The following is an 18,928-nucleotide window of genomic DNA, read 5'->3' on the forward strand; positions in this document are numbered from 1 at the left end:
CTCGGTGACCCCGTCTACACTGAGAAAAACAGTATGGCTTCGTAAACCAGGTAAGGTAAAAATTTTATGGAACTGTCCGTACCTCTTTTGTTGGTGGTTATCACGATCAGTTCGCTGGTAGCGCAATGGCTGGCGTGGGCAATTCGGCTTCCGGCCATCCTGCCTTTGCTGTTATTCGGTTTGATTCTTGGCCCGTTTACTCACGTGCTCAACCCTGATCAATTGTTTGGCGAACTGCTGTTTCCTATTGTCTCCTTGTCGGTCGCCATTATTTTGTTCGAGGGTGCCCTGACACTGCGTTTTGATGAGATTCGTGGATTAGGCGGCGTGGTGCGTAATCTGGTGAGCATAGGAATGCTGGCGACCTTTGGGGTTATCAGCCTCGCCTGTTGGGGGCTACTGGGCTTAGACCCTGCGTTAGCCGCACTGGTGGGCGCCGTTACGGTTGTTACCGGCCCGACAGTTATCGCACCGCTAATGCGCGTGGTGCGTCCCAATGCCGCGATTAATCAGGTGCTGCGTTGGGAAGGGATTGTTATCGACCCGGTCGGTGCGATCTTCACATTATTAGTTTTCGAATTTATTACGCTGCGCCAGGAAGCGGGCTCGAACCTGCACCTGGTGATTATCTTCGCGCAAACAGTGGTGGTCGGGTTAGCCTGCGGCGGGCTATTTGGTTGGTTACTGGGTACGGCTTTAAAGCGCGTCTGGTTTCCGAGTTATCTACAAAACTTTGCGGTACTGGCGGTGGTCCTGCTGACCTTTGGGCTATCAAACACGCTAGCCGATGAGTCAGGTTTATTGGCCGTCACGTTACTGGGCATATGGCTTGCGAATATGCGTGATGTGGATGTCAGCGATATCGTCGCCTTCAAAGAAGAACTCTCCGCAATTCTTATCTCAGCACTATTTATTATTCTGGCAGCACGCCTCGATATTCATGGCGTGCTGGCGATGGGTTGGCCGCTGGTTGCTTTGCTGCTGGTGATTCAGTTTGTCGCCCGACCATTATGTATTGCAATTTCTACCCTCGGTTCGTCGTTAACCCTGCGCGAAAAGCTGCTGTTAAGTTGGATTTCTCCGCGCGGCATTGTCGCGGCGGCAGTGAGTTCGTTATTCGCGCTGACGCTACAAAAAAGCGGTTACGAGGGAGCGGATAAACTGGTGAGCGTGGTGTTCGCCATTATTATTGGCACCGTAGTTTTGCAAAGCCTGACCAGTGGACCGCTTGCCAGGTGGTTAGGTGTACAACAACGTAAACCTCGTGGTGTGCTGATTATTGGGGCGAATACTGTCGCGCGAACGCTCGCCCACGCGCTGGTGAAACAAAATATACCTGTCATTCTCACCGACAATAGCTGGGAATATTACCGCCTGGCACGCATGGAAGGGTTACCGGCCTATTACGGCAATGCCTGGTCGGAACATGCGGAAAACTTTCTCGATTTAAGCAATACCGCCCAGGTGCTGGCACTTTCTCCAAACCGCCATCAAAACGCGCTGGCGGTGTATCACTTCAGCCATATTTTTGGCAACGATAAGGTTTTCGCTATTCGTTCCGGTTCCGCTTTGAAAGGACGAGGCAGCAACGAAAGCGCACGCTTTCGCCGCCATGAGAAACTTTTTCCTGAAGATGTCACCTGGAGTAGTTTGAGCAGTCTGTTAGCCAAAGGGGCGACCATAAAAGCGACACGTCTGAATGAAAATTTTGGCTGGATGGAATATCTGGAGAAAAATCGCGGAGTTGTGCCACTTTTTGCTCGTCTGGAAGAAGGAAAAACTGTTGCGATAAACGGTAAAACGACGCCAACACTGCCCTGCACGTTGATTGCACTGGTCCAGACAGATAAATCTCCGGCTTCCAGGCGTTGACATCTGGCGCATAAAATTTTATTTCTATACGGCTACTTGCTCACTTGTGAGTAAGCCAGAAGAGGCGCGCCGCCCAGGTATCGTGTTTGAGGAGCCAATCCGCAGACGACACAGGAGGGGGAGCGGCGCCGAGGTAGTGTGCGTATGGCAGCGTGCATTATCGGCCACGGGGGCTGAATCCCTTGGGCTGTCACCAGGAGCACTAGTGCTTCATATTCCCCAATTTCGCAAAGGAGTTGGGGAAACAAGGTGGGGCGCTTCTGGGTGAATCGTAGTTCAAGTTTACTTTTCTACGTCCTCCCCTATCCCGCTCTTCCCTTGTGCCAAGGCTGATTAATTTTTTTGCCATTCCCATGGCTGTTTCTTTGACACGAGGCTGTACCGTAATGTCCTATCCACAAACCGTTATTGCCAAATTTGGCGGCACAAGCGTAGCTGATTACGACGCGATGAACCGCAGCGCCGACGTGGTGCTGGCTGATGAAAACGTTCGCGTTGTTGTTCTTTCAGCATCTGCGGGTATCACCAATTTGCTGGTTGCGTTGGCAAGCGGCCTGGAAGCAACAGAGCGTTTTGTTAAGCTCGATGCGATTCGCAAAATTCAATATGACATTGTTGAGCGCCTGGCAAATCCGCAAATCATCCGCGAAGAAGTTGAACGCCTGCTTGAAAACATCACCACACTCGCTGAAGCGGCATCCCTTGCTACTTCAACCGCGTTAACTGATGAGTTGGTTAGCCACGGTGAATTGATGTCTACGCTGCTGTTCGTGGAGATCCTACGCGAACGCAAAGTCGATGCCCAATGGTTCGATATCCGCAAAATCATGCGCACCAATGACCGCTTTGGCCGTGCTGAACCAGATGTCGCTACATTAGCAGAACTGGCAAACCAACAGCTTCAGCCACGCCTGGCTCAATCTCTGGTTATCACTCAAGGTTTTATTGGTAGTGAAGCGAAAGGCCGCACCACCACGCTTGGACGTGGCGGCAGCGACTATACAGCGGCTTTGTTGGGTGAAGCACTGCATGCCAGCCGCGTTGATATCTGGACTGACGTGCCGGGGATTTACACCACCGACCCACGTGTAGTGCCAGCCGCAAAACGCATCGACAAAATTGCTTTTGAAGAAGCAGCTGAAATGGCAACATTCGGCGCAAAAGTACTGCATCCAGCGACATTAATGCCAGCGGTGCGTAGCGATATTCCGGTGTTTGTCGGCTCCAGCAAAGACCCAAAAGCAGGTGGTACCCTGGTTTGTAACAAAACAGAAAATCCACCTCTGTTCCGTGCTCTGGCATTACGTCGTAAACAAACCCTGGTGACGCTCAATAGCCTGAGCATGCTGCACTCCCATGGTTTCCTGGCGGAAGTGTTCAACATTCTGGCGCAACATAATGTTTCTGTTGATTTGATTACCACTTCAGAAGTTAGCATTGCGCTAACGCTCGATACCACGGGTTCAACTTCCAATAGTGATAGCCCGCTGACCACGTCGCTGCTGACCGAGCTTTCCTCACTGTGCCGCGTAGAAGTGGAAGAAAACCTCGCCCTGATTGCCATCATCGGTAACAAACTTTCCCAGGCCTGCGGCGTGGGCAAAGAGGTGTTTGGCGTTCTCGACCCCTTCAACATTCGCATGATTTGCTATGGCGCATCCAGCTACAACCTGTGCTTCCTGGTGCCTGGCGACGACGCTGAAAAAGTAGTGCAGAAACTTCATCACAATCTGTTTGAATAAAACGAAGTGGTAAACAAATGGCCCGGGAAACCGGGCTTTTTGCTTTTATCCTACAGAAACACTGACTGGCTTGCCGATACGGCTGAGCATGTTAACTAATGCATCAATGGTAAATTTACTGGTTTTCTTGTTCACGACATCCGACACGCGAGGACGAGAAATATGCAACACCGCCGCCACTTCTGCCTGCTTGAGTTGATGCGCCTCGATCCACTGAGCTATCTCTTCCATCAGCTGCTCTTTAATGGCTTTGGCATTCGCAATTTCATTTGTTGAGTCAGAATACAGTTGTTCCGCCTCTTCGGAGGAAAAACCAAGGTCGAGAAAAATGTTCGTTCCCGCAGGCGTTATATGTCGAATACGAGTATCGATTTTTGCAGTCATTCAGGACCCCTTCGGTAGTGGCATACCGCTTTATATCGGGCGCTTGTAACTTCTTTATCGGGCCCGGTCATTTTCTGTGTTTTCTTCTTAAAACAATGTAATACGTATATGGCCTCGTCGAATTTTGCAACATACATGACGCGGAAAATACCGGTATCTTCGCGCAATCTTAGCTCGCATACCCCAGCCCCAAGCTCAGAAATTATCTTCCAGTTTTCGGGAGGTAAATCGTTTTGCACTCTGTGGAGCTGATAACCTGCATCTCTCTTTGCCGTAGCTGGAAACGTAAGAAAGTCTGAATAAGATGTTCCAATCCAAACGATCTCTTTTTCCTGAACGCCAGATTGCCTGACCATTTGACATTCCCTTGTATAAAATTTTATACCAAACTCGAGATTAGAAAAACATAAGCCTTACCTGCAGATAAGCTGCCTTTTTTAATTCAGGGAGTAAAAGAAGAAGTGTTTAACTACGAATGAGGTTCGCAAAATATCCTGGGGCGGCTGCAAATTGCATGCAGAAAGCTGATTTTTACTGAGCCTGGGAGCAGTTTGCTTTACACTGGAGGCCACTTCTTAAGAGGCCGCAATAATGTCCACATCAAGACTGACACAACAAGACATGACCGAAGCCGAGCAGCGCGAATTGAAAACGCGGCTTGACCGCGCACGCATCGCCCATGGTCGCCCCCTGACAAACTCAGAAATCAACCACGTTAAAAAAACTTATATTGACCAACTGATAGCAGCACGTGAACAGGAGGCCAAAAAAGTCCGCCAGATTAAAAAGCAAAAAGCGGCAAAACCAGATACATCTGCAACTTATTCCTGGTCTGCAAACAGCCATTCACGTGGGAAGCGCTAATTTAGCGCCCCTTCTTCTTGCGCCCTGGCTGAGCAAAACGTTTACGTGAAGCTAGCTCTGCCGGGGTTTTAGCAGCACTCTTCGGCCCGCTAACGACAGGTTTTTTCACCGCAACCGCCTTCGGTTTAGCTTTTGCTTTGGCCGCCGGTTTCGCTTCAGAAGACGAATTCTCGATCAGCTTAAACAATTCAACTAACTCATCGTCAGTCAAATCACGCCACTCACCCAATGGCAGCCCTTTCATGCTGACATTCATGATGCGGGTACGTTCAAGCTTCGTCACGTCATAACCAAAGTGTTCGCACATACGGCGAATCTGGCGGTTGAGCCCTTGCACCAGCGTGATACGAAACACAAAGGGAGCTTCTTTCTTCACTTTGCATTTCTTGGTTACAGTTCCTAGCATCGGAACGCCCGCCCCCATACCGCGAATGAACTCATCGGTGACTGGTTTATTTACCGTAACGACATATTCTTTTTCGTGGTCATTCCCGGCACGCAGGATTTTATTCACCAGATCGCCATGATTGGTGAGGAAAATCAGACCCTGAGAGTCTTTATCTAAGCGCCCAATCGGGAAAACGCGTTTACTGTGGTTAACGAAATCGACAATGTTGTCTTTCTCACCATCTTCGGTGGTACTTACAATGCCCACCGGTTTATTGAGTGCGATAAGTACCAGGTCGTCTTCGTCACGGGGTTCGATTAATTGACCGTTGACCTTCACCACATCTCCGGCAAATACCTGATCGCCAATCGCGGCGCGTTTGCCGTTAATAAAAACATTTCCCTGTTCGATGTAACGATCGGCGTCGCGGCGGGAGCAGATACCGCTCTCGCTAATGTATTTGTTCAGACGTATAGATGAGTTGGTCAGCATGGTTCCTCCGTAAAACCCGGAATATACATTACATGAAGGGCGATGCGAACAGACTCGGGCAACAAACGCGAAGTTCATTGCCCGCAAAGGGGGTTATTTGGCAGGCGTCGCCGCAATTACGGCTAATTGAAAGTGCCTTTTCGATCAGTACTCGTCCCTTTCGTCATCATCAGGCTGTTCAAGTACGCTGTATGCGACCGCGCAGAACAGTGAGTTCAGGCGCTTCATATCACCAAGCAAACCGAGGTGTAGTGAGCTGGTTTCAATGCTCTGCACGTTTTGCTGATGCAGGCGGTCAACGTGCGCGTGTGAGAATCGGCGGTTAAGAATACGGAAGCGATGTTTATTACGGCGCAAACGCCGCGCACTGTTCACGTCGGCTGAGAAAAATACCGACAGGCTGAGCTTCAGGTTGCTGGTTAACTGTTGGAGCAGAATATCCAGTTCTTTCAGGCCATCTGGCGAGAATGCCCGACGAGTGGCCAACGATTTATCCGCTACCTCACTCCCCATACGCTCAAGAATATCTGCCGCCTGTTCCAGGTTTAGCGACATTTCAATAATCTCTGCCCAGCGGCGGGATTCGACTTCGGCCAGTTCCTCTTTTTGCATTTGCGCCATATACAGTTTGATTGCGGTATAGAGCACATCCACATCATCGGCGAGCTTACGCAGTTCCTTCTCCTGGCGTGGCTCTCCGTGCATCACTTTGCTCCAGGTTTCCAACATTTGCTCCAGCACATCACCCATACGCAAGGTTTCACGCGCTGCGTTGGATAGGCCTAGTGCTGGGGTATCGAGAGCCGTTACATCAAGATGTTTCGGCTTCATACGCGCATCAACTTCAGGAGTCTCACTAATCACGTTACGGCAAAAACGTGCCATTACACCGGCAAATGGCACCATTGCCAGGCAGCGAATCAGGTTGTAGAACACGTGGAAGTAGATAACCAGTTCAGATTCAGGCTGGGAGAGTTTTTGCATCGCATCAGCAAGAATATGTACGAATGGCAGCACAATCACGCCGCCCACCAGCTTGAACAACAAACTGCCGAGTGCAACACGGCGGGCAGCGGCGTTAGCGGTGCTGTTATTGATCATCGCTAACAGGCCAGAGCCGAGGTTGGCACCAATCACCAGACAAAGCGCGACATCAAACGAAATAATTCCCGCGGAAGTCAGCGTGGCGGTCAGCAAAACTGCAGCAAGGCTTGAATAACTGATGATGGCGAACATTGCGCCAATCAACGCATCGAGCATGATATCGCCGGTTAACGAGGCGAAAATGACCTGCACGCCGGATGCCTGAGTAATTGGCGTCACCGCAGCAACAATCAACTCCAGCGCCAGCAAAATCAACCCGAGGCCAATGCCCACGCGGCCAAGTTGTCCGGCGCGCGTTTGTTTGCGGCTGAGGAAGAAAATAACGCCAATGAAGATGAGTAGCGGAGAAAGCCACGAGAGATCAAAGGTCAGGATTCGCGCCATCAACGCGGTACCAACATCCGCGCCCAGCACAATCACCAACGCAGGGGTAAGCGCCACCAGATCCTGTGCCACAAAAGAGGTGACCAACATTGTGGTGGCGTTGCTGCTTTGCACCAGTGCGGTTACGCCAATACCTGCGCAAAAGGCGAACGGTTTTTTTTCAACACTGCGGCTAAGTACGCTACGGAGATTTGCACCGTAAACGCGCATGATGCCGGTACGCACAATGTGCGTGCCCCATACCAGTAGCGCCACCGCAGAAAGTAGATGCAGTAATGTCAGCACACTTTCTCCTGGAAAATTTTATACCCGTCATACTTCAAGTTGTATGAGCGTTGGCTGCACTCGTTCACCCCAGTCACTTACTTTAGTAAGCTCCTGGGGATTCACTCGCTTGCCGCCTTCATACAACTCGAATTATTTTGGGTAACTCTTCGAAATTCCTTCTCTTTCCAGTATATAACGCCTGGCGACAAATAAACGTTTCGGGATGTAAGAAGGGGAAAAGGAAGGAATTCAGTGATCGACCGTCGGCGTAGCAGCCAGTTTGAACTCGAACAGCGCACAGCCCCTCACGTACACGTAGTACCTGAGGGGGCGAGTACTGCCCAGGTTCAAAATGGCAAGTAAACCAGGTCGAAGCGGATTAGTCCGCGTCGTAACCGAGGTTAGGTGCTAACCAACGTTCAACATCGGTGACAGACATCCCTTTACGGCGCGCATAATCTTCTACCTGGTCGCGCTGAATCTGCGCCACAGCGTAATATTTGCTGTCAGGGTGGCTGAAGTACCAGCCGGAAACAGACGCACCTGGCCACATGGCGTAGGATTCGGTGAGTTTCATCCCCACCACATTCTCTACATCCAGCAGTTCCCAGATAGTCGCTTTTTCAGTGTGTTCCGGGCAGGCCGGGTAACCCGGTGCCGGACGAATCCCTTGGTAGTTTTCGCGGATAAGCTCTTCGTTGCTGAGGTTCTCCGTTGGCGCGTAGCCCCAGTAAACCTTGCGCACACGCTCATGCAAATATTCCGCAAAAGCCTCAGCCAGACGGTCGGACAACGCTTTCACCATGATTTTATTGTAATCATCATGCTGCGCTTCGTAGCCTTCTGCTAACGCGTCTTCTTCCATGCCACCGGTGACCGCAAACGCACCGATGTAATCTTCTTTGCCACTATGTTTTGGTGCGACAAAGTCAGCCAGACAGTAGTTGGCAAAACCGACTTTCTCGGTCTGTTGGCGCAAATGGTGTGCGACAGTTTGCACATGGGTGCGGGATTCATCACGATAGATTTCGATGTCATCATCCACACGGTTTGCCGGGAACAGGCCGACGACACCACGTGGGGTCAGCAGTTTTTCGTTATGCAGTTTGTCGAGCATGTCGTTGGCATCTTTAAACAGGCGTTTCGCCTCTTCACCCACCACTTCATCCTCGAGGATGCGCGGATATTTCCCGGCCAGCGACCAGGTCATAAAGAACGGCGTCCAGTCGATGTAGTTACGCAGCGTTTCGATGCTTGCCGTGACTTCCTGCACACCAGGGCGATGCGGGACTGGCGGCGTATAGCTTGCCCAATCAAATGCGAGATCGTTTTCACGGGCAGCAGCAAGTGACACTGGCGGCGTGCGTGGTTTTTTACGCGCGTGTTGGGTACGAACAGTGACATATTCTTTGCGCGTGCGTTCCACAAACTCGTCGTGCTGAGTCGGAGAGAGCAGTGCTGCCACGACACCTACGGTACGTGAGGCATTCTGCACATAAACCGTTGGCCCACTGTAATTCTGCTCGATTTTCACCGCCGTGTGCGCTTTGGAGGTTGTCGCACCACCAATCAGCAGCGGCAGCTTAAAGCCCTGGCGCTCCATCTCTTTGGCGACGTTCACCATTTCATCCAGCGACGGGGTAATCAAGCCAGACAGACCGATAATATCGGCCCCCACTTCACGAGCTGTTTTCAAAATCTTCTCGGTTGGCACCATTACGCCAAGGTCGATGATTTCGTAGTTGTTACATTGCAGCACCACACCCACGATATTTTTGCCGATGTCATGAACATCGCCTTTCACCGTGGCGAGCACGATTTTACCGTTGGTAGATCCTTTCTCTTTGCTGGCTTCAATGTACGGTTCGAGGTACGCCACCGCCTGTTTCATCACGCGTGCCGATTTCACCACCTGCGGCAGGAACATTTTCCCTTCGCCGAACAGGTCGCCGACCACGTTCATGCCGTCCATCAACGGGCCTTCGATAACCTGAATCGGGCGTTCAGACTGCTGACGGGCTTCTTCTGTATCGAGTTCAATAAACTCAGTGATACCTTTCACCAGCGAGTATTCAAGACGCTTTTTCACATCCCAGCTACGCCATTCGGCTTGCTGTGCGGCCGCACCGTCGTCACTTTTGCTACCGCGATATTTCTCGGCCAGATCCAGCAAACGTTCGGTGCTGTCGTCGCGACGGTTAAGAATTACGTCTTCTACCGCATCGCGTAATTCTTGGGAGAGATCGTCATATATCGCCAGTTGCCCGGCGTTAACAATCCCCATATCCATACCGTTACGAATGGCGTAGTAGAGGAATACTGCGTGGATCGCTTCACGTACCGGGTCGTTACCACGGAAGGAGAACGACACGTTCGATACGCCGCCTGAAATCATCGCATGAGGCAATTCGCGTTTGATGTCGGCACACGCACCGATGAAGTCCTGTGCGTAGTTGTTGTGTTCTTCAATCCCGGTCGCAACGGCAAAGATATTCGGGTCGAAAATAATGTCTTCCGGCGGGAAGCCGACTTCTTCGGTCAGAATTTTGTAGGCGCGGCGGCAAATTTCAATTTTACGCTCGCGGGTATCCGCCTGGCCGACTTCGTCAAATGCCATGACCACCATCGCGGCACCGTAACGGCGCACCAGTTTGGCGTGATGGATAAACGGTTCCACTCCTTCTTTCATGGAGATGGAGTTAACAATGCCTTTGCCCTGAATACACTTCAGCCCTTTTTCGATGACGTCCCATTTTGAGGAGTCAATCATGATGGGCACGCGGGCAATATCTGGCTCACCGGCAATCAGGTTGAGGAAACGCACCATCGCCGCTTCGGCGTCGAGCATCCCTTCATCCATGTTGATATCGATGATTTGCGCGCCGCTTTCAACCTGCTGAAGTGCTACTTCCAACGCTTCGTTATATTTTTCTTCTTTGATCAGGCGCTTAAACTTGGCAGAACCGGTGACGTTGGTACGTTCACCCACGTTGACAAACAGGCTATCGGCGCCAATGTTCAGCGGCTCAAGGCCCGCCAGACGGCATGCCACTGGCAGGTCTGGTATTTTACGTGGGGCAACGCCTTCCACGGCTTTGCTCATCGCCGCAATATGTGCCGGCGTGGTACCGCAGCAACCGCCAATAATGTTCAGGAAACCTGCCTGCGCCCATTCGCCAATCTGGCGCGCCATCTCAGCTGCATCGAGATCGTATTCACCGAAGGCGTTCGGCAAGCCTGCGTTCGGGTGTGCGGTAACGTAGCAATCAGCGATGCGTGAAAGCTCAGCGACGTACTGGCGCAGTTCGTCAGGTCCCAACGCACAGTTCAGGCCGAAGGTCAGCGCGTCAGCATGGCGTAATGAGTTATAGAAGGCCTCAGTAGTCTGGCCGGAAAGGGTACGGCCTGAAGCGTCGGTGATGGTGCCGGAAATCATGATCGGTAGATCAACACCCAGCGCTTCAAATTCGGTTTTAACCGCAAAAATAGCGGCTTTGGCATTCAGGGTATCGAACACCGTCTCAATCATGATGAGGTCAGATCCACCTTCCACCAGCGCACGTGTAGATTCACGGTAGGCTTCCACCAGCAGATCAAAGGTCACGTTACGGAATGCCGGATCGTTCACGTCAGGTGAAATAGATGCAGTACGGTTAGTTGGGCCTAACACACCTGCCACGTAGCGCGGTTTTTCTGGTGTGCGTGCTGTCCATTCATCAGCACAGGCACGGGCGAGCTTCGCCGCCTCAAAGTTGATTTCTGCCGACAGGGATTCCATTTGGTAATCCGCCATCGCGATGGTTGTTGAGTTGAAGGTGTTGGTTTCGACAATGTCGGCACCCGCTTCAAAATAGGCGTAGTGAATAGCGGCAATGATTTCTGGCTTGCTCAGCACCAACAAGTCGTTGTTCCCTTTCAGGTCACAAGGCCAGTCCGCAAAGCGCTCTCCGCGAAAATCGCTTTCATCAAGACGGTAGCTCTGGATCATGGTTCCCATACCACCATCCAGTACCAAAATGCGTTGTTGCAACTGCTGATGCAGTTTTTCTAATTTATTGCTCACTCTAACTCCCACCTGTTTACCCAAGCCTGTCAGCCCACAAGGCATACTGTCATAACTTGTAATAGTCGCAAAGCAATGGAACATGAGACATGTTCACCTGACTGATCCGATGAGTCCAATGCTGGTTGCATTATCGCCAAATAAAACGAAAATGATTTCCACGATACGAAAACAGGAGTCAGTTATGGTTGCTGCCGTTCCCGCTAAACGTGGAAAAAAACCGCGCGCTGCCACTGTGGCCGCACCACAACCCACCGGACAGGTTCAGTCGCTTACTCGCGGCCTGAAATTGCTTGAATGGATTGCTGAATCACACGGTAGTGTTGCCCTTACCGAGCTGGCACAACAGGCTGGTTTACCTAACTCCACGACTCATCGTCTACTGACCACCATGCAACAACTTGGCTTTGTGCGCCAGATCGGCGATCTCGGACACTGGACGATTGGCGCGCATGCGTTTGTGGTGGGTAGTAGCTTCCTGCAAAGTCGTAATCTGTTGGCCATTGTTCACCCGATGCTGCGCAAGCTGATGGAAGATTCCGGCGAAACGGTGAATCTTGCGGTGCTCGACCATAGCGATCATCAGGCGATTATTATCGACCAGGTGCAATGCGCCCAGCTTATGCGGATGTCAGCCCCAATCGGCGGCAAATTACCCATGCATGCATCAGGTGCAGGAAAGGTGTTTCTCGCGAATTTGAGTGACGACCAGGTCGCAACTCTGCTGCATCGTAAAGGGTTGCATAGCTATACCCCTGCCACACTGACCTCCCCACTGCATCTGAAAGAAGATTTGGCGCAAACGCGTAAGCGTGGATATTCATTTGATGATGAAGAACATGCGCTGGGGCTGCGTTGCGTGGCGGCGTGTATCTATGATGAACATCATGAAGCCTTTGCGGCGATTTCCATTTCCGGCCCAATATCACGCGTGACAGATGACCGCGTTACCGAGTTGGGCGCGTTAGTAATTAAAGCGGCGAAAGAGATTACTCAGGCATACGGCGGCGGGCGCTAACCCGCCTGCTTTAAATCGCCAAAACGAAGAATAAATCTTTGGCGTTTACGATAAGCAAAGACATCTTCTACGTGGCCATTGCGGATACGTTCCTGCAACGCACGCCAATAGTCAGCGCGGAACAAGTCGCTGTGCATTTCATCGAATATCTGGCGAATACGCGGGTCAGCGCATAAGTAGTGACGAAACTCTTCCGGGAACACGTCGCCTGGCGCCACGCTGTACCACGGCTCGGCAGAGAGTTCGTCCTCAGGGTAACGCGGCGGCGGTACGTTGCGAAAATTCACTTCGGTCATATAGCAAATTTCATCGTAATCGTAGAACACCACGCGCCCGTGCCGGGTTACGCCAAAGTTTTTAAACAGCATGTCGCCTGGGAAGATATTGGCGGCGGCAAGTTGGCGGATGGCGTTACCGTATTCTTCCACTGCGTCGCGTAATTGCTGCCCTTCCACCTGCTCAAGCCATAAATTTAGCGGCACCATTCGGCGTTCAATATAAAGATGGCTGATGGCGATCCGGTCACCGAGGTCGGTCAGTTTTTCAGGCACTTCCTGCTGTAATAACGCCATCAATGGCTGGCTAATCTGATGTTTAGACAGCACAAAATTCTCAAACTCCTGGGTATCGGCCATACGCCCGACACGATCGTGCTCTTTGACCAGCTGATAGCATTCGCGCACACGTTCAGCAGTGACCTCTTTTTGCGGCGCGAACTTGTCTTTAATCACTTTGAATACCCGGTCAAAGCCAGGCAACGTAAACACCAGCATCACCATGCCACGAATACCTGGCGCTTCAATAAACTGCTCATCAGTGGCTGAGATATATGTCAGATATTCGCGGTAGCTTTCGGTTTTACCGTGTTTCTGGCAGCCAATTGCCATATACAGTTCGGCAGTCGTTTTACCTGGCAACAGCTCACGCAACCACTCCACCAGAGCCGCAGGTTGTGGTGCATAAACCATAAAATAGGAACGGGCGAAACCGAAGACAATGCTCGCTTCGGCGGCGCTGGTTAAACAAGTATCAACGACCAGATAGCCGTCATCAGTGCGATGAATTGGCAATAAAAACGGTACCTTACCGTTCGGCAAGACCAACTTACCCACAAGCCAGGCGGCTTTATTGCGATAAAACAACTCATTGGCGACTTCAAGGGAAGCATGCTGCAAAGCCTCAGAGCCAAAGGTTTCGGTCAGATGCGCGATGATGTAACCCGCGTCTCGCGCCAAATCTTGCCACGGCAAACGCAAAGGTAAATCTCTTAGCAAAGAACGCAAAAGCGGCTGCCAACCTAAAGCTGGAGTAAAGGACTTTGATAGCGGACGAGGGATCTCACGAAAGCGCTTTTCTTCCTGAGAACTAAAGATAAAAAGCCGCTCGGGAGATAACGAGCGGTGATCGAACAGTCGACAATAAACAGAATTGAAAAAGCTTTCGGCAATTTCAAAACGAGGGTAATCGGGTAACAATTGTGTGTACTGCGCTTTGACACGCAGTAAAAACTCGTCGTCAGTATTGTGACTGCCAGTGATGCAACGCAATTGCTCCACCACCAGGCCAACGTGGTGATCGTAGAGATGGATACGGCTTTTCATCGCTTGCTGAACTGCATGCCAGTCTGCTTGCTCAAAACGCTGCTGGGCTCCCGCGGTCACTTCAAGAAAGCGGCCATACTGTGCGTCAAAACCTTGCAGGATGGTGTGGGTAATTAACAGTTCCAGCCGTCGCGTCATAGGTTACCTCACAGCATAAAAACGGCGGATGACGCGCTGCGTATCCGCCCTACGAAAACTTAGAACTGATCTTCTTCCGTTGAACCGGTTAACGCTGTAACCGAAGAAGCGCCACCCTGGATAATCGTCGTCACGTTGTCGAAATAACCGGTGCCCACTTCCTGCTGATGGGAAACGAAGGTGTAGCCTTCAGGTGCTGCGGCAAATTCTGGCTGCTGCACTTTTTCCACGTAATGGCGCATCCCTTCACCCTGTGCGTAAGCGTGTGCCAGGTCGAACATGTTGAACCACATGCTGTGAATGCCCGCCAGCGTAATAAATTGGTATTTGTAGCCCATTGCTGACAGCTCTTCCTGGAACGAAGCGATGGTTTTGTCGTCGAGATTTTTCTTCCAGTTAAACGATGGCGAGCAGTTGTATGCCAGCAGTTTGCCTGGGAAACGGGCATGGATGGCATCAGCAAAACGGCGAGCCTGGTCGAGATCTGGCTTCGAGGTTTCACACCACACCAGGTCAGCGTATGGCGCATATGCAAGCCCACGACTGATAGCTTGTTCAATACCTGCACGCGTGCGGTAGAACCCTTCTTGTGTGCGCTCACCAGTCACAAACTCGCGGTCGTATTCGTCGCAATCAGAGGTAATCAAATCTGCCGCATCAGCGTCAGTACGAGCGATAACCAGTGTTGGGACTCCCATTACGTCAGCTGCAAGACGTGCCGCAACCAGTTTCTGAATCGCTTCTTGAGTAGGAACCAATACCTTACCGCCCATATGGCCGCATTTCTTAACCGATGCGAGCTGATCTTCAAAGTGAACGGCTGCCGCACCGGCCTGAATCATCGATTTCATCAGCTCATAAGCATTTAGTACGCCGCCAAACCCAGCTTCAGCATCGGCCACGATCGGCAGGTAGTAATCGACATAACGCGGATCACCTTCTTCAATGTTCGATGCCCACTGGATCTGATCGGCGCGACGGAACGTGTTGTTGATCCGATCAACCACCGCAGGTACTGAGTTTGCTGGATACAGCGATTGATCCGGGTACATGCTGGATGCAAGGTTGGCATCCGCCGCCACCTGCCAGCCAGAAAGATAGATAGCTTCGATACCGGCTTTCGCCTGTTGCAAAGCCTGCCCACCAGTTAATGCACCGAGGCTATTGATGTAACCCTTTTTCGATTCGCCATGCAGCAGACGCCACATTCTCGCTGCGCCATTTTGCGCCAGGGTACATTCCGGGTTTACCGAACCGCGCAGTTTAACGACTTCTTCTGCAGTGTACGGACGTTTGATGCCTTCCCAGCGTGGTTGCGTCCAATCTTGTTGTAATTGTTGGATTTGTTGGTTGCGTGAGGTTTTAGTCATGGCAGATGCTCCATATTATTATTGAGTAAGATTAAGCAAGCAGGCGGTAGCCCGGCAGCGTCAGGAAGTCGATAAGCGTATCGGAAGTGGTGATCTGCTCCATCAGGCGGGCCGCTTCATCAAAGCGCCCCTGGCTGAAACGTTTGTCACCTAGCTCCTCCTGAATAACGAACATCTCTTCGGCCAGCATTTGGCGGAACAGTGCCTTAGTGACCGTCTCACCGTTACTCAACGTTTTTTGATGGTGGATCCACTGCCAGATAGAAGTTCGTGAAATTTCCGCAGTCGCGGCATCTTCCATCAGACCGTAGATCGGCACGCAACCATTGCCTGAGATCCACGCTTCTATGTACTGCACAGCAACACGAATGTTGGCGCGCATACCTGCTTCGGTGCGTTCACCAGGACATGCTTCCAGCAGTTGTGCCGCAGTAATTGGCGCATCTTCTTCACGCAGAACATGCAGCTGGTTTTTGTCTTCCCCCAGCGCTTTGCTAAAGACCTCCATCACAGTGTCGGCAAGACCCGGATGCGCAATCCATGTGCCGTCATGGCCGTTGGTCGCTTCCATCTGCTTATCTGCTTTAACTTTATTGAGTACCCATTCATTGCGTTGGCTGTCTTTACTTGGAATGAATGCCGCCATACCGCCCATAGCGAAAGCACCGCGACGATGGCAAGTTTTGATCAGCAGACGGGAGTAAGCGTTCAGGAAAGGCTTTTCCATAGTGACGGACTGACGATCGGGAAGAATGCGGTCCGGATGATTTTTCAACGTCTTGATATAGCTGAAAATGTAATCCCAGCGGCCGCAGTTCAACCCAACGATATGATCGCGCAGCGCATGCAGGATCTCATCCATCTGGAATACCGCAGGTAACGTTTCGATCAGCAATGTTGCTTTGATAGTGCTGCGCGGTAGAGAGAAATGATCCTCAGTAAAGCTGAATACTTCACTCCACCAGGCCGCTTCCTGCCAGGATTGGGTTTTTGGCAGATAGAAATATGGGCCGCTTCCTTTAGCCAGTAGAGAGTCTACGTTGTGGAAGAAGTAGAGTGCGAAGTCGAACAGGCTACCTGGGATAGGTTCATCGCGCCAGATGACATGTTTTTCCGGTAAATGCAGGCCACGAACACGGCACACCAGTACCGCCGGATCAGGCTTCAACTGATAAATTTTACCTGCTTCGTTTGTCCAGCTAATGGTGCCGTTTATTGCATCACGCAGGTTGATTTGCCCATCGATAACTTTGTTCCAGCTTGGTGCCAGTGAGTCTTCAAAGTCGGCCATGAACACTTTGACGTTAGCATTTAAAGCGTTGATCACCATCTTGCGTTCAACCGGACCGGTGATCTCGACACGTCTGTCGAGTAAATCGGCTGGGATGCCACGAATAGTCCATTCAGATTCACGAATGGAACTGGTTTCCGAAATAAAATCCGGAAGCTTTCCAGAATCAATTTCCGCTTGCTGTACGGTGCGTGCCGCCAGCAGCTTATTACGTTGCGGTGTAAAGCGGGTGACGAGCTCACTGAGAAACTCTACTGCATCAGGCGTCAGTATCTGTCGCTCTGGTTCACCAAACGGTTGGCTAAAGGCCAACTCTGCGCTAACTGTCTGTTGTGTCATTGGATCTCTCCCCTCATTTCATCCCGTCAATAACGCCAATTCTATCTGGTACGTCCAGTGTCTGGTTTTCACTCAACAGAGTTAAGACTACTTCATGATTTTTTAAAATCAAAAACTATTTCCATTTTTGATTTTAAAATCATTTATCACATTGATATTTATGAATTTAAAAATTAGTCATTGAGGGAAGTGGTTTTTAGAAAACAAAAAAGGCACCTAAAGGTGCCTTGATCGTAGAGGTGAAGGGGTGCTGAAACGCTTAATCGAGCGTTGGGTTCATATGACGCAGATCGAACGGTGTGATCTGATAAACGTAGTAGTTCAGCCAGTTTGTGAACAGTAAATTTCCGTGACTACGCCAGGTTGCATGTGGCTTCTTCTGCGGGTCATTACCCGGGAAATAGTTATAAGGCACATCGGGATTCAGACCTGCTTCTACGTCGCGGAAATACTCACCAGAAAGCGTGTGCGAATCATATTCTGGATGGCCAGTCACAAATGCAATGCGCTTGTCTTTACTGCCAAAAAGATAAGCATCCCCTTCTTCTGACTCGGCCAGAACTTCGAGATCGGTGTAGTCACGAATCAACGATGCAGGGAAATCGGCATAACGCGAGTGTGGTGCCAGGAAAGTGTCATCAAAGCCGCGAGTTAACAGTGCGTGTGGGTAAGTGAGGTTATGCTCATATACGCCAGACAATTTCTCTTTACGCGTTTGCTTAGGAATACCGTAAAGAATATTGAGTGCAGCCTGTACAGCCCAACAGACAAATAGCGTTGAGGTGACGTGATCTTTAGCCCAATGAATTACTTGTTCGATCTGCGGCCAGTAAGCCACATCGTTAAACTCAACCAGACCCAATGGCGCACCGGTAACGATAAGCCCATCAAAATTTTCATCCTGAATATCGTCGAAATTACAGTAGAAGTTATTGAGGTGCTCAGTTGGTGTATTACGGGATTCACGCGAATCAATGCGCAGCAGCTGAACGTCAACCTGTAGAGGAGAGTTAGAAAGCAGACGTAAAAACTGGTTCTCCGTCTCAATCTTTTTCGGCATCAGATTAAGTATGAGTACCTTTAGCGGACGGATCTCCTGATTGCTTGCGCGCGATGTAGTCATAACAAAGACATTCTCATCCCGCAGGAAATTGACAGCTGGTAACTCATCCTGCACCCGAATCGGCATAACCTTATATCCTCACAACATACGTTTAAACGTTTAGACATCCAGATAGCTGAAGATAACTCGCCGACTGTCAAATGTCGAGTATTCATAAGATAGTTGAAAATGTTTCACTTAAGCACAGATTTTATAGGCAGGGGAATAGACTGGTTAACAGCCGGTACTTCAGTAGATTATATGGATGGGGTTGGCTTGCTGAGAGGGGAATATGAAAGATAATTGCATAAATCGCAGACAGCAAAAAGCCCTGAACATCAGTACAGGGCTTGTATTCGTATCATCCTGATACTCACCCCTCCGGGGCCGTCGCAAGCGACGTGCAACATTGCTCCCGACAATGTTGTCCACTTAGCAAGCACAAAAAAGCCCCATGCTTTCGCATGAGGCTTGTTTGTTTATTTGGAGCCTGGCAGTTCCCTACTCTC

Annotated in this window: 13 protein-coding genes and 1 riboswitch; of the genes, 4 read left to right on the forward strand and 9 right to left on the reverse strand. The window is 50.7% G+C overall.

Going from position 1 to position 18,928, the window contains the following annotated elements:
• The first annotated feature begins 66 nt into the window (after nt 1-66).
• The gene (locus LVQ76_RS18935) at nt 67-1,872 is read left to right on the forward strand and encodes a cation:proton antiporter (RefSeq protein WP_232904757.1); all 1,806 of its coding nucleotides are present in this window, start codon (nt 67-69) and stop codon (nt 1,870-1,872) included.
• 51 nt (nt 1,873-1,923) lie between these two features.
• A riboswitch (Lysine riboswitch) is annotated at nt 1,924-2,140 on the forward strand.
• A 118-nt stretch (nt 2,141-2,258) separates the two neighbouring features.
• On the forward strand, nt 2,259-3,614 hold the full coding sequence (gene lysC / locus LVQ76_RS18940; RefSeq protein WP_232904758.1) for a lysine-sensitive aspartokinase 3: 1,356 nt from the start codon (nt 2,259-2,261) through the stop codon (nt 3,612-3,614).
• Between the two features lie 45 nt (nt 3,615-3,659).
• Here lysC and LVQ76_RS18945 read toward each other — a convergent pair whose 3' ends face one another.
• Entirely contained in the window at nt 3,660-3,998 is a 339-nt protein-coding gene (locus tag LVQ76_RS18945; protein ID WP_232922262.1) for a helix-turn-helix domain-containing protein, read from the reverse strand.
• Complete coding sequence (locus LVQ76_RS18950) at nt 3,995-4,354, reverse strand: type II toxin-antitoxin system RelE/ParE family toxin (protein ID WP_232865333.1); 360 nt, start codon at nt 4,352-4,354, stop codon at nt 3,995-3,997. Before LVQ76_RS18950 ends, LVQ76_RS18945 begins: the two co-directional genes overlap by 4 nt.
• A gap of 235 nt (nt 4,355-4,589) precedes the next feature.
• Between LVQ76_RS18950 and LVQ76_RS18955 the strand changes: the two genes are divergently transcribed.
• Complete coding sequence (locus LVQ76_RS18955) at nt 4,590-4,862, forward strand: YjbD family protein (protein ID WP_064515331.1); 273 nt, start codon at nt 4,590-4,592, stop codon at nt 4,860-4,862.
• Nucleotide 4,863: 1 nt separating this feature from the next.
• On the opposite strand, the gene rluF is transcribed toward LVQ76_RS18955, so the two are convergent.
• The 3 genes from rluF to metH form a co-directional block, all read right to left on the reverse strand.
• Nucleotides 4,864-5,742 (reverse strand): 23S rRNA pseudouridine(2604) synthase RluF, encoded by an 879-nt coding sequence (gene rluF / locus LVQ76_RS18960; protein WP_064515328.1) that lies wholly within the window; start codon nt 5,740-5,742, stop codon nt 4,864-4,866.
• A 144-nt stretch (nt 5,743-5,886) separates the two neighbouring features.
• The gene (locus tag LVQ76_RS18965) at nt 5,887-7,515 is read right to left on the reverse strand and encodes a Na/Pi cotransporter family protein (protein ID WP_151994241.1); all 1,629 of its coding nucleotides are present in this window, start codon (nt 7,513-7,515) and stop codon (nt 5,887-5,889) included.
• A 361-nt stretch (nt 7,516-7,876) separates the two neighbouring features.
• Nucleotides 7,877-11,560: a methionine synthase gene (gene metH, locus LVQ76_RS18970; RefSeq protein ID WP_232922263.1), complete on the reverse strand. Its 3,684-nt coding sequence runs from the start codon at nt 11,558-11,560 to the stop codon at nt 7,877-7,879.
• Nucleotides 11,561-11,744: 184 nt separating this feature from the next.
• Between metH and iclR the strand changes: the two genes are divergently transcribed.
• A complete protein-coding gene (gene iclR / locus LVQ76_RS18975) occupies nt 11,745-12,578 on the forward strand; it encodes a glyoxylate bypass operon transcriptional repressor IclR (RefSeq protein WP_151994243.1) in 834 nt (277 codons plus the stop codon).
• Here iclR and aceK read toward each other — a convergent pair.
• From aceK to metA, 4 genes are all read right to left on the reverse strand, one after another.
• Nucleotides 12,575-14,317, reverse strand: a complete 1,743-nt coding sequence (gene aceK, locus LVQ76_RS18980; RefSeq protein ID WP_232922264.1) for a bifunctional isocitrate dehydrogenase kinase/phosphatase — start codon at nt 14,315-14,317, stop codon at nt 12,575-12,577. The two genes, iclR and aceK, sit on opposite strands and share 4 nt — an antisense overlap.
• 59 nt (nt 14,318-14,376) lie before the next feature.
• Nucleotides 14,377-15,687: an isocitrate lyase gene (gene aceA, locus LVQ76_RS18985; RefSeq protein ID WP_232922265.1), complete on the reverse strand. Its 1,311-nt coding sequence runs from the start codon at nt 15,685-15,687 to the stop codon at nt 14,377-14,379.
• A 31-nt stretch (nt 15,688-15,718) separates the two neighbouring features.
• The gene (gene aceB, locus LVQ76_RS18990; protein ID WP_232922266.1) at nt 15,719-17,317 is read right to left on the reverse strand and encodes a malate synthase A; all 1,599 of its coding nucleotides are present in this window, start codon (nt 17,315-17,317) and stop codon (nt 15,719-15,721) included.
• A gap of 259 nt (nt 17,318-17,576) precedes the next feature.
• Entirely contained in the window at nt 17,577-18,506 is a 930-nt protein-coding gene (gene metA, locus LVQ76_RS18995) for a homoserine O-acetyltransferase MetA (protein WP_034457009.1), read from the reverse strand.
• Between the last annotated feature and the right edge of the window lie 422 nt (nt 18,507-18,928).

Source organism: Buttiauxella cochleicola, assembly GCF_021283185.1.
Lineage (GTDB): Bacteria > Pseudomonadota > Gammaproteobacteria > Enterobacterales > Enterobacteriaceae > Buttiauxella > Buttiauxella massiliensis.

Bases quoted from the DNA above. Each gene is read 5' to 3' on its own strand.
- LVQ76_RS18955 (WP_064515331.1), top strand. From the start codon at position 4,590: ATGTCCACATCAAGACTGACACAACAAGACATGACCGAAGCCGAGCAG.
- LVQ76_RS18950 (WP_232865333.1), bottom strand. From the start codon at position 4,354: ATGGTCAGGCAATCTGGCGTTCAGGAAAAAGAGATCGTTTGGATTGGA.
- LVQ76_RS18935 (WP_232904757.1), top strand. From the start codon at position 67: ATGGAACTGTCCGTACCTCTTTTGTTGGTGGTTATCACGATCAGTTCG.
- rluF (WP_064515328.1), bottom strand. From the start codon at position 5,742: ATGCTGACCAACTCATCTATACGTCTGAACAAATACATTAGCGAGAGC.
- LVQ76_RS18945 (WP_232922262.1), bottom strand. From the start codon at position 3,998: ATGACTGCAAAAATCGATACTCGTATTCGACATATAACGCCTGCGGGA.
- lysC (WP_232904758.1), top strand. From the start codon at position 2,259: ATGTCCTATCCACAAACCGTTATTGCCAAATTTGGCGGCACAAGCGTA.
- aceK (WP_232922264.1), bottom strand. From the start codon at position 14,317: ATGACGCGACGGCTGGAACTGTTAATTACCCACACCATCCTGCAAGGT.
- aceB (WP_232922266.1), bottom strand. From the start codon at position 17,317: ATGACACAACAGACAGTTAGCGCAGAGTTGGCCTTTAGCCAACCGTTT.
- aceA (WP_232922265.1), bottom strand. From the start codon at position 15,687: ATGACTAAAACCTCACGCAACCAACAAATCCAACAATTACAACAAGAT.
- metA (WP_034457009.1), bottom strand. From the start codon at position 18,506: ATGCCGATTCGGGTGCAGGATGAGTTACCAGCTGTCAATTTCCTGCGG.
- iclR (WP_151994243.1), top strand. From the start codon at position 11,745: ATGGTTGCTGCCGTTCCCGCTAAACGTGGAAAAAAACCGCGCGCTGCC.